The following is a 15,467-nucleotide window of genomic DNA, read 5'->3' as shown; positions in this document are numbered from 1 at the left end:
GTGCCAGAGCCGCCGGAGCTAAGGGTTCAGGTGCCACAACCGCCGCATCTCCGGGCAGCTCGCCAGGAGTTCGGGCAGCCGTCCGCAGCCGGCCACGGCGCCCTCGCGCAGCACCACGATCCGGTCCGCACGGCGCAGCAGCGCCGGCCGGTGGGTGACGACCAGCGCCGTTCCTTCCCGGCCTCGGGGACCGCCCAGGACCCGGTTCCACAGGAGGTGCTCGGTGTCGGTGTCGAGGGCGCTCGACAGGTCGTCGCACACCAGCAGGTCGGGGCGGCGTACGAGCATTCTCGCCGTGGCCACCCGGTGCACCTGCCCGCCGGAGAGGCCGAGTCCGGCGGCGCCGAGCAGGGTGTCCGGCCCGGCCTCCAGGAGCTTGAGGTCGGGGCCCAGCACGGCGCATTCGATGGCCGATTCGAGGTCGGCGGCGTCCCGGCCGGGTCCGAGCGTGATGTTGTCCCGGATCGATCCGCTGAACAGCCGCGGGCTCTGCGGGGTGTACGCGCACCGCGGGGGCACCATGAAGGCCGCCGGGTCCGTCACCTCGCGGCCGTTCCAGTGCAGCACGCCGTCGTCGGCCGGCAGCAGGCCCAGCAGCAGCCTGAGCAGCGTCGTTTTGCCCGAGCCGACCGGTCCGGTGATCACGGTGAGGGTGCCGCGCTCCAGCGTCAGGTCCACTCCCGTGACGCCGCGGCCGCTGCCCGGGTACCGGTAGGTCAGGGCGCGGGCGGCCAGGTGGCGCAGGGAGTCGTCCGGAGGGCGCGGCGCGGGCCTTCCCGACGGCTTCTCCGTCGAGCGGGCCCGCGCCGGGAAAGGTGCCCGGTGGTGCGCGGCCAGGACGTGCGCGTCCCCCAGCGCGCGGGTCATGTGCTCGGCCGCCACGACGGCGCGGTGGTACTTCGCGCTGAACATCCCGAACGTACTCACCGCCTCGTTGAGGAACTGCAGGTAGTAGGTGAACATCACCAGCTCGCCGACGGTGAAGCCGCCACCGCGTATCCGCCCCGCGCCCAGCATCAGGAGCAGTCCCGTGCTCAGCGCTCCTCCGTTGGTCAGCAGCATGGTGCGCAGGCTCGCGAACAGCTCCTCCCGGGCGGCGAGGGCGCTGCGGCGCCGGTACAGGCGGGACAGGTGGGCGCCGACGCCCCGCTCGGCCTGGGCGGCCTGGACACCCTGGACGGCGGCGAAGGTGTCGCGCAGCGCGCCGCCCGCCACGGCGGTCGCTTCCCGGTTCGCCTTGCGGTAGGCGAGGAACCGGGCGGTCACCAGGCGTCCCGCCGCAGTCGCGAGCACCAGCGGCACCACCATCCCCACGGTGATGAGCGCGTCCGTGCTGAGCATCATCAGGACCGCCGCGCTCGCGAACATCCAGCGGCCGATGTTGACCGGCGACCAGGACACGAACGAACCGACGTCGTCCACGTCGGCGGACAGGATCGTCAGGGCCTCCCCGGTGCTTCCGCACGGCACCTGCGCCCCAGGACGGGAGAGGATGCTCCGCATCAAGGACGTCCGCAAGGACACCGAGGCGTGGTGCAGCAGCCGCGGTTCCAGACGGCCGAGGACCACGCCGAACTGCAGGGTCATCCGGGCGGCCTCGATGGCGGCGACTGCCGCCACGAGGCCCCATGCCGCCGATCCCGTGGACCCGGCGGACAGCAGGTCGAAGAAGTCACGCAGGAGCAGGCCGACCTCGAAGGTCCCCGCGCGCCACAGCAGCCACATGAGTGTCACCGTGCAGTAGAGCGGGGCCTGCAGGCGGATCAGCTCGGGCAGGAGCCGAGGGGGCCTCACCAGATCACCTCGCCGGCCCGCAGCAGCCTGCCGAGCTCCGACTCCGGATGCGCCATCAGGTCCTCCCGGGGACCGTACTCCAGCGGCCCGCTCTCGCCGAGGACCAGGACCTGGTCGACCTCACGCAGGGTTTGCAGCCGGTGCGCCACGATGACGGCCGTGCGGCCGCTGAGGAACCGCCGCAAGGCGCTGTGAAGCAGCTGTTCGCTGTGCGGATCGAGCCGCGATGAGAACTCGTCCAGCAGCACCAGCCCGGGGTCGCGCACCCAGGCCCTGACCAGAGCCACCAGCTGGGCCTGCCCGGCCGACAGCCCGGTGCCCGCGCCGCCCAGCGGCGTGTCGAGTCCTTCGGGCAGGGTTTCGTACCACGGGGTCAGACCGACCTCGTCCAGTGCGCGCAGCACCCGCCGGTCGTCGACCGAGGGATCGAAGAGGGTCAGGTTGTCGCGGAGGGTGCCGCTCAGTATGTGGACCTCTTGCGTGACCAGAGCCACCCGGCCGCGCAGCGAGGTCAGGCGCAGCGTCCTCGTGTCGTGACCGGCCAGCCGCACCGCGCCTTTGTCCGGGTCGTGGAACCGGAACAGCAGCCGGATCAGCGTCGACTTGCCGCATCCGGTGCGTCCCACCACGCCGAGCTGACGGCCGGGAGGGAGCAGGAACGATACGTCGGACAGGACGTTCCCACCGCCGGGATAGGCGAACGTGACGTGGTCGAACTCGACCGGCAGCGCTCCCGCCCCCAGCTCCGCGGTTCCGTCGGCGAGTCCGGGGCGGCGGGCCAGCATCCGCCGGACCCGGCGCAGGCTCACCACCGCCTCCTCGAACTCGCCGAGCTGCTGGGTGATGCGCGAGAGCGGCTGGCGGAGCACCGTCACGTAGGAGAGGGCGGCCAGGACGTCTCCGGTGGAGAGTTCACGGCGCTGGTGCAGCCAGGTGCCGAGGGACAGGGCGAGGACGAAGCTGAGCTGTGAGAGGGCCTGCACCGACATCGGCCAGCGCACCGCGGCACGGGCCGCGCGGGCTGCTGTGGCGGTGTACGCGGTGAGCCGGTCGCCGAGGTCCCGCAGGACGTGCGGTACCGCTCCGTTGGCCCGGATGTCCTCGGTCGCCGACAGCCGTTCCTCCAGCCATCCGAGCAGACCGGTGCCCGCCTGCCGGCCGGCTTCCAGTTCCGGCATCGAGCGGCCGAACCCGCGGGTCAGCAGGGGCAGGCTCGCTCCCCACAACGGGACGTAGAGCAGCCCCAGCCGCCAGTCGAGGACGCACAGGGCGGCCAGGACGCAGATCATGAGCAGGAGCTGGCCCACGACGTCGAGCACCGTCCGGGACAGAACGCCGGCCAGCTTCGTCACGTCGCCGTCGATGCGGTCGAGCAGTTCGCCCGGCGGGTGGCGGCGGTGGTAGTCGGCGTCCAGCCGCAGGCACTGGTCCACGAGCCGGGCGCGTAATCGGTCGCCGCTGTTCCAGGCCACCGAGACGCCGCAGTGCTGCGCCGCCACGGCCGCGGTCTGCCCGGCGAGAGCGGTGGCGAGATAGCAGCCGCCCAGCACCAGCAGGGTGCCTTCGGCCGCCCTGTTCAGCGCGCCGTTGACGAAGTACCGCAGGAACTGGGGCTGTGAGACCTGCAGCAGTATCTCGGCCAGCAACAGCGCGGCGAGGAGCAGGAACCGGCGGCGCTGGGGCGCGAGCTGCTCCCGCAGGAGCAGCAGGTAGGCCTTAAGGTCGGTGGCACCGACTCCCACGGATGACACCGCTCGCCCCCCTCCGGGACGGCCGGCGTGCGGCCTCCCTCGGCCCCGCTGCGGAAACCCACTCAGGATAGGAACGGTGGTCTTCGCGGACAACGGTCAGTGATTGTCGCTCAGTTGTACGACATTCGGTGCCCGGCGGCTCTCTTGCCTGTGTCATGGCCACTGATTAGAGTCGGGCGCCGGGTTTCGCCTGCCGGGTCCCTCGCGCATCGGCGGTTGCGCCATCGACAAGCACGCAGGTGATCCTTCCGGCTGCCCGACGCTTCGACCGTCATGCCGCTCCCTGCCCGAGGAGTCGAGTCGGATGTCCGGACCAGCGTTACCGGAAGGCGTGCCGCCAGGCGTACGCGAGGAGATGACCGGTGGTGGCGTGGTCGTCACCGGTGCCGCGGGCTTCATCGGTTCCCATCTCGCGCAGGCGCTGGCCCGGTGGGAGGTCCCGGTCCTGGGTGTCGACCGCCGGTGGGGTGACGCGGCCGCGGAGGAGGCACCGCCATGGGGGGTCGGCGGGGACCTCGCCACGCTGGACCTCGAGCCCCTGCTGCGCGGCGCCGCGGTGGTGTTCCATCTGGCGGGCCGCCCGGGGGTCAGGCCATCCTGGGACTCCTTCCCCGACTACCTGCGCGACAACGTGCTCGTCACCCAGCGCCTCCTGGAGACCTGTGCCCGTCTGGGGGTGCCGCGGGTGGTCATGGCGTCCTCCTCCAGCGTGTACGGCGACGGTGACGGCACACCGATGGACGAGGAGCGCACGCCCTGCCCCGCCTCCCCGTACGCGGTGACCAAACTCGCCGCCGAGCGGCTGGGCATGGCGTACGCGCAACGCGCCCGCAGCAAGCTGAGCGTCGTCGCGCTGCGATACTTCACCGTCTACGGGCCTCGCCAGCGCCCCGACATGCTCATTGCCCGGGCACTGAGGTCGGCACGGGGGGAGGGGAAGTTGCTGCGCATATTGGGTGACGGGTCCGCGCGGCGGGACTTCACCTTCGTGGATGACGTCGTCAAGGCCACCCTGTCCGCCGCCACCGCTCGTGTGCCCAGCGGCACGTACAACGTCGGCACCGGCCTCAACACCAGCATCAACGAACTGCTCGCGCTGGTCGCGGACGTGACCGGGCGGTTCCCGCGCGTGCAATACACCCGCCCGCATCCCGGCGACGCCACGGTCACCCTGGCCGACCCGGCCAGGGCGGCCGACGTCCTGGGCTACCGGCCCACAACGTCGTTGCACGACGGACTGGTGGCGCAGGCACGCTCCCTCGCCGCGTGCGACGCGTCCACGGCGGCCCCCTCGCGCGGGGCCGGATAGCCGGGGCTCAGGAATCCGCTTCGTCGCGCCGCACGACCAGGCCGGCGACGCACAAGGCCACGGCGGTCCACAGGCACAGTGCGGACAGCCCCGGTGGCACGCCGTGCGCCGTCCGGTCCGTCAGTACCTGGAGGCCGCTGGTGAACGGGCCCTTGTAGCGGAACTCCTCCAGGGCCCCTTCGACGACCGTGCCGGCGATCAGAACGACGAGGGCCGCCGTGGAGTTCCGCACGATCGCCCCCAGAGCCAGGCCCAGCACCCCGAGCAGCGCCACACCGAGTGCCGTGACCCCGTAGAGTCTCGCCACCTCGGAGGCTCGCTCGAGGTGCATCGCGGCCGCGCCGTGCCGTACGAGACCGGCTCCCACCCAGATCGACTGGGTGACGACGGACAGGACGACGCCCACTGCGGCCACCGCGGCGGCCTTGGCCGCCAGGACGCGCCAGCGGGCCGGAGTGGTGAGGAAGGCGGGGACGATGGTCCGGTAGCGGTACTCCTGGGTCATCGCTGTGATGCCGAGCAGCAGCAGGGGGTAGCCGGTGCACGTGCCGGCCCGCGGCCCGAGCCCGTCGCGCACCAGTGCCTGCTCGGCCTGCATGCCGATCACGAGGCAGAGGAGGAGCTGGGCCGTCACCACTGCGGCCGCGGCGACCCACGGGCCCCTGGTGCTGCGGAGTTTGAACAGTTCGGTGCGTACGAGCGCGCTCACTCAGCTGCCTCCCCGGCGGTGCGTCTTCCGGCGGTGGCCGCTTCCTTCGGCGGTCCCGTTCGCGGCACGGGCGCCGGTCAGGCTGAAGAAGATCTCTTCCAGGGTGGGTGTGGCCGTGTGCAGCTCGTACAACGGGATGCCGTGGTACGCCGCCAGATCGCCCACGACCTGTGCCCGGCCGCCCGGTAACCGGAGCGTGTCCGGGCCGGTGACGAGGACGTGTTCACCGGCGGCGCGGAGTAACTCTCCCAGGCGGACGCTCTGGGGGGACTGGACGCTGACCTCCCGCCGGCCGAGCGCGCCGAGTTCGGCGATGGTGCCCTGGGTGACGAGCCGTCCGTGGTCGATCACCACGACGCGGTCGACGGTCTGCTGCATCTCGCTGAGCAGGTGGCTGGAGACGAGCACCGTGCGGCCGTTTCCCGCCAGTTCGCGCAGCAGCCCGCGCAGCCAGTGGATGCCCTCCGGATCGAGGCCGTTGGCCGGCTCGTCGACGACCAGGATCTCCGGGTCGCCGAGGAGTGCGGTGGCCAGCGCGAGTCGCTGGCGCATGCCGAGGGAGAAACCGCCGACCTGGCGGTCGGCCGCCTGTTCGATGCCGACCGTGCACAGCAGTTCGTGGATCCGGGCGTCCGGGGTCCTGAGCGGTCTGCCCAGCATGCGCAAGTGATTACGGGCCGTGCGGCGCGGATGTGCGGCGCCGGTGTCGAGGGAGGCGCCGATGAGGCGGCCGGGGCGGGTGAGCCGGCGGTAGGGGCGTCCACGGATCAAAGCGGTGCCGGAGGTCGGGGTGACCAGGCCGAGCAGCATCCGCAGCGTCGTCGTCTTGCCGGCTCCGTTCGGCCCCAGGAATCCGACGACCGAGCCGGATTCGACGGTGAAGGACAGGCCGTCGACCGCGACCATGTTCCCGTAGTGCTTGGTCAGGTCGCGGACCTCGATCGCTGCCACGACGTGCCTCCCGCCCCTTCCTCAGAAGCCCGGCGTCTGCGCGTCCGAAGCGGTCCCCGAACGCGCGGGACACCCTAGCACGCGGGACAAATGGCTGATACATGTCAATAGCACCACTGGCGCCTCGTTGGTTCCGGCGGCAGTCACGAGAAGGGCGGGTGGGCCGTGCGGGTAGTGGTCATCGGGCAGGGCTATGCGGGGTTGCCGCTGGCGGTGCGAGCGGCGGAGGCGGGTCACAGGGTCGTCGGTTACGACGTGGACGAACACCGCGTCAAAAGGCTCGTGGCCGGGGAATCCTACGTCGAGGACGTCACCTCCGACCGATTACGCGGGGTGCTGGTGTCGAACGCCTACCGGCCCACCGTGGACCCGGAGGACTGCGCCGGGTTCGACGTCGCGGTGATCTGCGTGCCCACCCCCCTGAGCGAGGGGGTGCCGGACCTCTCCTTCATCGAGGCGTCCGGGAGGACGCTGGCCGGTCGCCTGCGCCGGGGCGCGCTGGTGGTGCTGGAGTCGACCACCTACCCGGGCAGCACCGAGGAACTGCTCGGGCCCATCCTGGAGGAGGGCTCCGGGCTGTCGGCCGGCGCGGACTTCCGTCTCGGCTACAGCCCCGAGCGCATCGACCCCGGAAATCCCGTCTGGCGCCTGGAGAACACCCCGAAGGTGGTTTCCGGCATCGACGCCGCTTCGCTCGAGGCGGTTCGCGCCTTCTACGCCTCGCTGGTGGAGACGGTCGTCCCGGCGTCCAGCTGCAAGGAGGCGGAGCTGGCCAAGCTGCTGGAGAACACCTTCCGGCACGTCAACATAGCCCTGGTCAACGAACTGGCGATGTTCGCCCATGAATTGGGCATCGATGTGTGGGGCGCGATCGACCTGGCCGCGACGAAGCCGTTCGGCTTCCAGCGGTTCACGCCGGGCCCCGGAGTGGGCGGGCACTGCCTTCCGATCGACCCCTCGTACCTGTCCTGGCGGGTCGAACGCACCCTCGGCCAAAGCTTTCGCTTCGTGGAGCTGGCCCGCGACATCAACGGCCACATGCCGGACTACGTCGTCAAGCGGCTGACGGAAGGCCTGAACACGCGCGGCCGTGCGGTGAACGGCTCCCGGGTGCTGCTGCTCGGACTGGCCTACAAGGCGAACACGAGCGATGCGCGCGAGTCCCCCTCGGCGCGTGTCGCGGAACGACTGCTGCGGCTGGGCGCCCGGGTACGGGCCGCCGACCCGAAGGTGGCCGCGCCGGGCCTCGAGGACGGGGAAGAGCCTCAGGACGTCGTACGGGTGGAGGTCACCGAGGAGGAACTGCGCGCCGCCGACGCCGTGGTGCTCCTCGTCGACCACGCGGAATTCGACTACGACGCGGTGCTCCGGCACGCCCGCTACGTTCTGGACTGCCGGCGGAGACTGCGGGGACCGACCGTCGAGGTGCTGTGAGCGGAGGATCCGGCCACCGGGTGCCCGCCCGGGCTCCCGCGATCCGTTCATGGGGCATTGCGTACGACGTGCGTGCTGACTACAGTCGACGATTGGCCTTGGCCAGAGCTCTTTGCACCCTTGCTGTGTGACACGACGTCGACCAGGCATGCGGGAGTAGGCCTGATGCACCGCGCGCACGAGCAGCTCGCCGGAACCGAGGACGCGAACCCCCGGGGCAGGACCGGCACGGCTCCGCAGTAACAGAAGCGACGATCGGCCCGCGAGCGACGCCCCGGCACCATCGACCGACCAGTGCTCCCAGGGGAGAGGGCATGTGCGGCTTCGTTGGATTCACCGACCCGGCCGGGGGCCGGGACGCGGCCCTGCGCCTCGCCGCCGGCATGCTCGCCGATGTCGCGCACCGCGGCCCCGACGGCACCGGAGCGCTGCACGAGAACGGGCTGACCCTCGCCCACTGCGCCCTGCGGTTCGTCGACGTCCACGGACCCGGACAGCCCTTGCGCTCGGCGAGCGGCCGCACCGTCGTCGTCTTCAACGGAGAGGTGTACAACCACGCCGAGCTGCGCCGCGAGCTGCTGCGCAGCGGGGCGCGACTGCGCACCGAGGGCGACACCGAGATCCTCGCCGAACTCTACGAGCGCGAGGGCATGGGACTGCTCCGGCACGTCCACGGCATGTTCGCCTTCGCGCTGTACGACACGGCACGCCGCACTCTGGTGCTCGCCCGGGACCCGTTCGGGAAGAAGCCCCTCTACTACCTGCGCACCCCGGCAGGGGTGGCCTTCGCCTCCGAGCTGACGCCGCTGCTGCGCCACCCGGGCTGCACCGGCGCACCCGATGTCCGTGCCCTGGCCGACTACCTCGTCCTGCGGGCCTGCCCCGCCCCCCTCTCCGCCGTCCGCGGAGTCGCCAAGGTGCGGGCCGGGAGCTTCGTCGAGGCGGGCCCTGGAGCGGGTCCGGACGGCTTCCGGGAAACGGTGTACTTCACACCCGGCCTGCCGGCCGTCAGACGCGACGTGCCGCCGCGGACGGCGGCCGCCGAGTTCGAGGGCCTTCTCCGGGCGGCCGTCCTGAGGCGTGTCACCAGCACGCCGCGTCGGCTGGGGGTACTGCTGAGCGGAGGCCTGGACTCCAGCACCGTCGCGGCCCTCGCGCAGGAGGGGGCGGACCGGCCGGTGCCCGCGTTCACAGCCGGGTTCGAGGACGCCGCCTTCGACGAGTCGTCGGCCGCGGTGTCCGTCGCCCGACACCTCGGCCTGGAGCACCACCTCGTCCGGATCACCGAGCGCGACCTGGCCGACGCGTTCACCGAGGAGTACGCCGGCATCGACGAGCCGTTGGCCGATCCCTCGCTGCTGCCCACGCTGCTCGTCTGCCGGGCCGCCGGCCAGGAGGTCCGCTCCGTGCTCACCGGCGACGGCGCCGACGAAATGCTGCTCGGCTACCGCTTCTTCCAGGCGGAGAAGGTGCTCGACCTGCTCGGTTCCCTCCCGCGTCCGCTGCTTGACGGCCTGATCCTGCTGGCCGCCCGGCAGGGTGGTGCCGTCCGGGGCAACCTGCCGTGGCGGGCCGCTCTGCACCGGATCGCGCAGGGAGCCGGAGCCCGCCCGGAGCGGCGCTTCTACGCAGCCTGCGCGCCGTTCCGGCCGCAGGAGCTGGCCGGTGTGCTGTCCGGTGCGGCACAGCGCGAGCTGCTGTCCCACCACCCGTTCGGCGAGGTCGACCGGGTGCTGGCCGCCGGCCCCGGGCTGCCACCGCTCGAACGCTGCCAGTTGGGGATCATCACCCACTTCCTGCGGGACGTCATCCTCGCCAAGACCGACCGAGGGGGGATGCGCAGCGCGCTGGAGACGCGTTCGCCCTTCCTCGACCGCGACCTCGTGGCCTATTGCGCGTCGCTGCCGGCCGAGATGAAACTGCGCGGCCTCACCTCCAAGTACCTGCTGCGCCGCACGGCGGCCGGATACCTGCCGCCACAGATCGTCCGGCGGCGCAAGCTCGGGTTCCGCGCCCCGGTCGCGACGCTGCTGAGCGGCCGGCTGCGGCCGGTGCTGCTGGAGGTGCTGTCGCCGGACCGCCTGGACCGGCACGGCCTGTTCGAACCGTCCGCCGTGCGGCGCCTGGTCGACGATCACCTGGCCTCGCGCCGCGACAACTCGGCGAGGCTGTGGGCGCTGCTGTGCTTCCAGTTCTGGCACGACGCCGTCCTGCGCCCCGTCCACGCCGCGCCGCGGGTGGCGGCGCCTTCACCGGGAGTCTGAGATGTCCGTTCCCCGCATCCACGTCATCTCGCCCCGCACCTGGGGGGAGTTCGGCAACTACCTGGCCGCGACCCGCTTCGCGCGCGTGCTGCAGGAACACCTGGACGCCGAGGTCTCGCTGTGGGAAGCGGAATCGATGCTGCCCTGGGTCGGCGACATCGGCGCCCGGATCCGTGACATCACCCTCACCAGCTCCGACACCGGTACCCGCACGGAACGCTACCTCGCGTTGATGAGCGAGCTCGCGACGGCCTGGCCGCGCGACTTCGAGATCGTGCCGACGGCCGGCGCCGGGCGGGAGCACATGCTCGACGGCATGGTCGCCCACCTCCGGGAGAACGCGCCAGACCTGGTCGTGGGCACCAAGGGGTTCATCAGCCGGTTGTGCGTGGCGGCCGCGCGGGCCGCCGGCGGGCGGGTTCCGCCGGTCGTCCACCACGTGACCAACCCCGGACTGCTGGACCTGCCCCTTCACCGCACCCGCCACCCCGACCTGACCCTCGTCGGCTTCGACTGGGCCCGGACCCGGCTGATCGAGCAAGAGGGCGCCGACCCACGCCGGGTCCGCACCGTGGGTCCCCTCGTGGCACAGCACGACCTGCAGGGCTTCCTCACCGCTCCCGTGGAACCCCGGCCGGACCCGGGCCCCACTGACACCACCGCCGGCGGGGCTGTCGTGGAGTGGGGCGATCCGTTCGCGACCCGGCGCCCCAAGCTGATCATCTTCTGCAACCGGGGCGGGGAGGACTACCTGCGGATCGTCGCGCACCTGGCCGAGCGGGACGCCGACGTCGACCTCGTCTTCATCGGCTACGGCGACGCGGAGACGACCCGCAGGGCGGCGGCCCTCGCCCGCCGCGGGAACGCCCTGCGCTGGCGGTTCCACCAACGGCTGACCCAGCCCGAGTACTTCGAGTACATCTCCCGCGCGGCCAAGGCCCCGCACGCCTTCCTGGTGTCCAAGGCGGGCCCGGCGACCACCCTCGAAGCCGCCTGGTTCGGCATACCGGTGCTCATGCTCGAATCCGGGCTGCCCATGGAGTCCTGGGTGCCCCGCCTGATACGGGACGAAGCACTGGGCCAGTGCCACCGCGCGGTGGACGACCTCGTCAGGGGACTGGACACATGGCTGGACGACCCGTCCGCCATCGCCGCGTGCAAGGCACGAGCCACCGTCTATGCCGACCGGGCCCTCGACCAGGCCGCCGCCGGGCAGCGGATCGCCCAGGCCGTGCGGGAAATCCTGGAGCGGCCATGAGGCGGCTGCCGGCACCCGCGACGGACCCGGTCCGGCCCCGACCTGCCGGTCCCGCCGCGCCCCCCGGCCCGTACGTCCACCTGCGGGCCGCCGCCGACGGCGTCCGCGTGCACGGCATGCGGTCGGCGTGCCTGGGCGGGGGAGGCCGCGACGGGGCAGGGGCACGGGGGGAGCCGTTCGCCCGGTGGGAGTGGGACGGCGGCTGTCTGACCGTGGGAAACGACCGCTACGGCATGTTCCCGCTGTACTACTGGGCCGGGCCGGGCCGGATCGCCGTCTCACCGCGGATCGGGGACCTGCTGGCCCTGGGCGCCCCGGCCGACCTCGACCACGACGCCCTCGCGGTCTTCCTGCGGATGGGCTTCTTCGTCGGGGAGGACACGCCCTTCGCGTCCGTCCGCGCACTGCCGCCGGACGCCCGCCTGCGCTGGTCACCCGGCTCATTCCGGCTGACCTCCGGCCAGGTCGTCCCCTCGCGGCGGGAGACCGGCCGGGCCCGGGCCGTGGACGACTGCGTCGAGCTGTTCCGGCAGGCGATCGGCCGCCGGATGCCGGACGGGGAATACGTGCTGCCCCTGCGCGGCGGACGGGACTCCCGCCACATCCTGCTGGAGCTGGCGCGCCGGGGCGCGCGCCCCCGGCTGGCCGTCACCACGGCCGAATTCGTCGAGCACGACGCCGATGCCCGGATCGCCCGGCACGTCGCCGAGGCGACCGGGACACCCCACCGGATCGTCCCCCGGCCCCGGTCACAGCTGCGCGCGGAACTCGTCGCCAACCGCGCTCAGCAGATGTGCACCACCGAAGGGGCGTGGCTGCTGCCCGTCAGCCGGTCGCTCGACGGCCGCACACCCCTGACGTACGACGGCCTCGGCGCGGCCGCGCTGTCCCACAGCCCGTTCCTGAACCTCGCCCGGGAGCAGCCGGCCACCGGAGGCGACGCGCTCGCCCTCGCCCGCTGGCTGCTCATGTCCGGGCGCCGGGACCGCTTCCTGCCCGCCCTGCTCGACGAGGAAGGGATGGCACGCTTCAGCGCGCGGCGCGCGGCCGACCGGCTCGCCACCGAGCTGCGCCGGCACACCGAAGCCGCCTTCCCGCTGATGTCGTTCTACTTCTGGAACCGCACCCGCCGTGCCGTCGCGGCCCACACCTGCACCCTCCTCGGTCGCGGTGGCCGGCTGCCGGTCCGCACGCCCTTCCTGGATCACGACCTGTTCGACCTGCTCGCCTCCCTGCCACCGGAGGTGCTGATCGACGGCGGCTTCCACACCGAGGTCATCCGACGCGCCTACCCGCGCCACGCCCACCTGCCGTACGCCGACGAGCCGACCCCGCACGGGCCGCGTTTCGTCTGGGGCCGGGTGCGGTACCTGACCGACACGCTCGCCCACGTGGCACGCCACGACCGGCACTGGTGGCACGGCTGCGGCGGTCTGCTCCCGCGCCTGCTGAGCCGGCACGGCGAAGGCTCCGGCACCCGGGCGGTCAACCGGCTGCTGCCCTTCGCTGTCTACCTGCTGCAACTCGACGACCTGTCGAGGACCTCGGCCGCCGCGGGCAGCAGCGCGGGTACGGAGGCGGGAGCGTGACGGACGAGGTGCGCCCTGCCATCGGACACGGGGGGTTCGGATGACCGGTACCGGACGAGGGGTACTCGAACTGCTCCGGTCGCGCAGACCGAGCCCGGTGCACGTCGTGGACCCGTTCAAGGTGGCGGTGGACGAGGCGGTGCTGAAGGCCGTCGCCGTCGAGCGCCTGGGGCTCCCGTTCCTCATCCTGGCCAGCACCGACTACGAGGACTTCGACGCGCGGATGCCCGACTACGTGGCCCGGGTGAAGGCTGCGGTCCGGATCCCGGTCATCACGCACTTCCCGGCCAGGCCCGGCGCCGGGCTGCCGGTGGCCCCCGGCGCCGACGCCATGCTCTGCCCGGCCCTGCTCGGATCACACGACGACCACTTCGTCTGGAAGAGCATCCTGCAGACGGCCACGGGCCCCGGGCGCGGCGCGGGCCACGTGCACCGCCCGCCGGAGATGCTGCTCGAAGCGGCGCTCACCTTCGGCGACGACGCCGTGTCGTTCGACGCCATGGCGACCGTCCCGGTCGAACGCTCCCCGCAGGCCCTGGACTTCCACGTCCGGGTGATCCGGCTGCTGGGCTTCGACGTGGTGTACCTGTACTCGCGCTACGAGGACGTGTCGCAGGAGGTCTGCCGGTACTTCCGGCAGCGGCTGCGGCCGGAACAGCTCATCTTCGTCGGCGGTGGCATCAGGACCCGCCGGCACATCGACGCGTACATCCGCGCGGGTGCGGACTACGTCGTGTTCGCCGGAGCCCTGGAGACCCCCGGCTGGCGCGCCGAGCTGGAGGCCCTGTGCGGCCGGCGGCTCCCGGCCGGCACGGGCTCCCCGGCGGCCGCCACGTGCCGTACCGACGCAGGAGGAGGGGGACCGAGATGACCGGTACAGCTCCGCCCCAGGGACAGCCCCGGAGGCAAGGCGGAACGCGGCCGCGCACCGCGCTGCCGATCGTGAACGCCTTCGGGCCGCCCGCTCCCCGGAGCGCACCGCTGCGCACCCGGCCGCCCCGGTCGCGCAGGCTGCGCATCGCGCTCGTACGCCACCACGACCTGTGTCTGAACACCCGGCAGATCAACGCCGTCCAGCGCCGCGCGGGAGTGCTTCCGCACCTGGGGCTGGGCTACATCCACACGGCATTGAAGAAGGCCGGGTTCGGCAACGTCGTGCAGATCGACACCCCCGCCATGGGGCTCGACGGCGAGGGACTGCGCCGGCTGCTGGCCGACTACCGCCCGGACCTCGTCGGCGTGACCACGACCACCCCCGGCCTGCCGGGCGCCATCGAGGCGTGCCGGGCGGCGAAGAGCACCGGCGCCCGGGTCATCCTCGGCGGCTCGCACACCGAGGTCTACGACCGGGAGAACCTGTACCACGCGTGCATCGACTACGTCGGCGTCGGCGAAGGCGTCACGATCATGCCGGCGCTGGCCGAGGCCCTGGAGCACGGCGACGAGCCGGAGGACATCCCGGGGCTGATCTCCCGCACGTACGACGGCGGCGCGGCGCCCATGGTGAACCTGGAGGACGTGGGCTGGCCGGAGCGGGAAGGGCTCCCGGTCGACCGGTTCTTCTCCATCATGGCCCCGCGCCCCTTCGCGACGATGATCTCCAGCCGCGGCTGCCCCTTCAAGTGCAGCTTCTGCTTCAAGCAGGCCGTGGACAGGCGGTCCATGTACCGCAGTCCGGACGACGTGGTCGGTGAGATGGCCCACCTCCGGGAGCGGTGGGGGGTGAAGGAGATCATGTTCTACGACGATGTCTTCACCCTTCACCGGGGACGGGTCTTCGAGATCTGCGAGCAGATCCACGACAAGGGCCTCAAGGTGCGCTGGGAGGCGCCGACCCGCGTCGACCTGGTGCCCGGCAAACTGCTGAGCGCGATGTCCGGGGCGGGCTGCGTGCGTCTGCGCTTCGGCATCGAGCACGGAGACCCGGAGATCCTGCGCCGCATGCGCAAGGAGAGCAATCTGGAGAAGATCGAGGACGCGGTCACCTCGGCCCACCTCGCCGGGATCAAGGGTTTCGGATACTTCATCGTGGGATGGCTGCGCGAGAGCCGGGAGCAGTTCCGGCGCACCGTCGACCTCGCCTGCCGTCTGCCGCTGGACTACGCCAGCTTCTACACGGCGACACCGCTGCCGGGCACTCCGCTGCACGAGGAGTGCGTCGCCGACGGAGCCATCCCCGGCGACTACTGGGACTCCTTCGTCCAGGGGCAGTTCACGCGGCGCATCGGCTACCTGGTCCAGGGTGCCGAGGCCCGGGCGCGCGAGGCGTACCGTTCGTTCTTCCTGCGCCGGGAGATGGTCCGGCCCCTGCTGACCCACATGGCTGTCACCGGCCAGTGGCGCAACACCGCTTCGGGGCTGCTGAGCCTGGCGCGTTCCGACTCCAACACCGTCCGCGACTTCTGAAC

The 15,467-nt window shown here is 72.1% G+C and carries 11 protein-coding genes; 7 read left to right on the top strand and 4 right to left on the bottom strand.

The genetic code is table 11. From position 1 onward, the window contains the following. Positions 1 to 18: 18 nt before the first annotated feature. Both ACFPP6_RS08890 and ACFPP6_RS08885 read right to left on the bottom strand, forming a co-directional pair. The gene (locus ACFPP6_RS08890) at positions 19 to 1,794 is read right to left on the bottom strand and encodes an ATP-binding cassette domain-containing protein (RefSeq protein WP_382038854.1); all 1,776 of its coding nucleotides are present in this window, start codon (positions 1,792 to 1,794) and stop codon (positions 19 to 21) included. Further along, positions 1,791 to 3,545 (bottom strand): ABC transporter ATP-binding protein, encoded by a 1,755-nt coding sequence (locus ACFPP6_RS08885; protein WP_382038852.1) that lies wholly within the window; start codon positions 3,543 to 3,545, stop codon positions 1,791 to 1,793. The genes ACFPP6_RS08890 and ACFPP6_RS08885 overlap by 4 nt, the downstream gene beginning before the upstream one ends. A gap of 304 nt (positions 3,546 to 3,849) precedes the next feature. Here ACFPP6_RS08885 and ACFPP6_RS08880 point away from each other — a divergent pair, with 304 nt between their 5' ends. Next, positions 3,850 to 4,854: an NAD-dependent epimerase/dehydratase family protein gene (locus ACFPP6_RS08880; RefSeq protein ID WP_382038850.1), complete on the top strand. Its 1,005-nt coding sequence runs from the start codon at positions 3,850 to 3,852 to the stop codon at positions 4,852 to 4,854. 7 nt (positions 4,855 to 4,861) lie between these two features. Here ACFPP6_RS08880 and ACFPP6_RS08875 read toward each other — a convergent pair whose 3' ends face one another. Next, complete coding sequence (locus tag ACFPP6_RS08875) at positions 4,862 to 5,563, bottom strand: hypothetical protein (protein WP_382038848.1); 702 nt, start codon at positions 5,561 to 5,563, stop codon at positions 4,862 to 4,864. After that, complete coding sequence (locus ACFPP6_RS08870; RefSeq protein ID WP_382039234.1) at positions 5,564 to 6,469, bottom strand: ABC transporter ATP-binding protein; 906 nt, start codon at positions 6,467 to 6,469, stop codon at positions 5,564 to 5,566. A 210-nt stretch (positions 6,470 to 6,679) separates the two neighbouring features. Between ACFPP6_RS08870 and ACFPP6_RS08865 the strand changes: the two genes are divergently transcribed. The 6 genes from ACFPP6_RS08865 (at position 6,680) to ACFPP6_RS08840 (ending at position 15,465) form a co-directional block, all read left to right on the top strand. Then, positions 6,680 to 7,948, top strand: coding sequence for a nucleotide sugar dehydrogenase (locus tag ACFPP6_RS08865; RefSeq protein WP_382038846.1), 1,269 nt, complete (start codon positions 6,680 to 6,682; stop codon positions 7,946 to 7,948). A 314-nt stretch (positions 7,949 to 8,262) separates the two neighbouring features. After that, positions 8,263 to 10,212 (top strand): asparagine synthase (glutamine-hydrolyzing), encoded by a 1,950-nt coding sequence (asnB, locus tag ACFPP6_RS08860; RefSeq protein WP_382038844.1) that lies wholly within the window; start codon positions 8,263 to 8,265, stop codon positions 10,210 to 10,212. 1 nt (position 10,213) lies between these two features. Then, positions 10,214 to 11,470 carry a glycosyltransferase family protein gene (locus ACFPP6_RS08855; RefSeq protein ID WP_382038842.1) on the top strand — a complete coding sequence of 419 codons (1,257 nt, stop codon included), beginning with the start codon at positions 10,214 to 10,216 and terminating at the stop codon, positions 11,468 to 11,470. Beyond that, on the top strand, positions 11,467 to 13,059 hold the full coding sequence (locus tag ACFPP6_RS08850; RefSeq protein ID WP_382038840.1) for an asparagine synthetase B family protein: 1,593 nt from the start codon (positions 11,467 to 11,469) through the stop codon (positions 13,057 to 13,059). Before ACFPP6_RS08855 ends, ACFPP6_RS08850 begins: the two co-directional genes overlap by 4 nt. Before the next feature lie 40 nt (positions 13,060 to 13,099). Further along, positions 13,100 to 13,930, top strand: a complete 831-nt coding sequence (locus tag ACFPP6_RS08845) for a beta/alpha barrel domain-containing protein (protein WP_382038839.1) — start codon at positions 13,100 to 13,102, stop codon at positions 13,928 to 13,930. Then, on the top strand, positions 13,927 to 15,465 hold the full coding sequence (locus ACFPP6_RS08840) for a B12-binding domain-containing radical SAM protein (RefSeq protein ID WP_382038837.1): 1,539 nt from the start codon (positions 13,927 to 13,929) through the stop codon (positions 15,463 to 15,465). The genes ACFPP6_RS08845 and ACFPP6_RS08840 overlap by 4 nt, the downstream gene beginning before the upstream one ends. Positions 15,466 to 15,467 lie beyond the last annotated feature (2 nt).

The sequence above is a fragment of the Streptomyces aureoversilis genome (genome assembly GCF_042657885.1).
GTDB classification, from domain to species: Bacteria; Actinomycetota; Actinomycetes; order Streptomycetales; family Streptomycetaceae; genus Streptomyces; species Streptomyces aureoversilis.
This window is presented reverse-complemented; position numbering and strand designations above follow the sequence as displayed.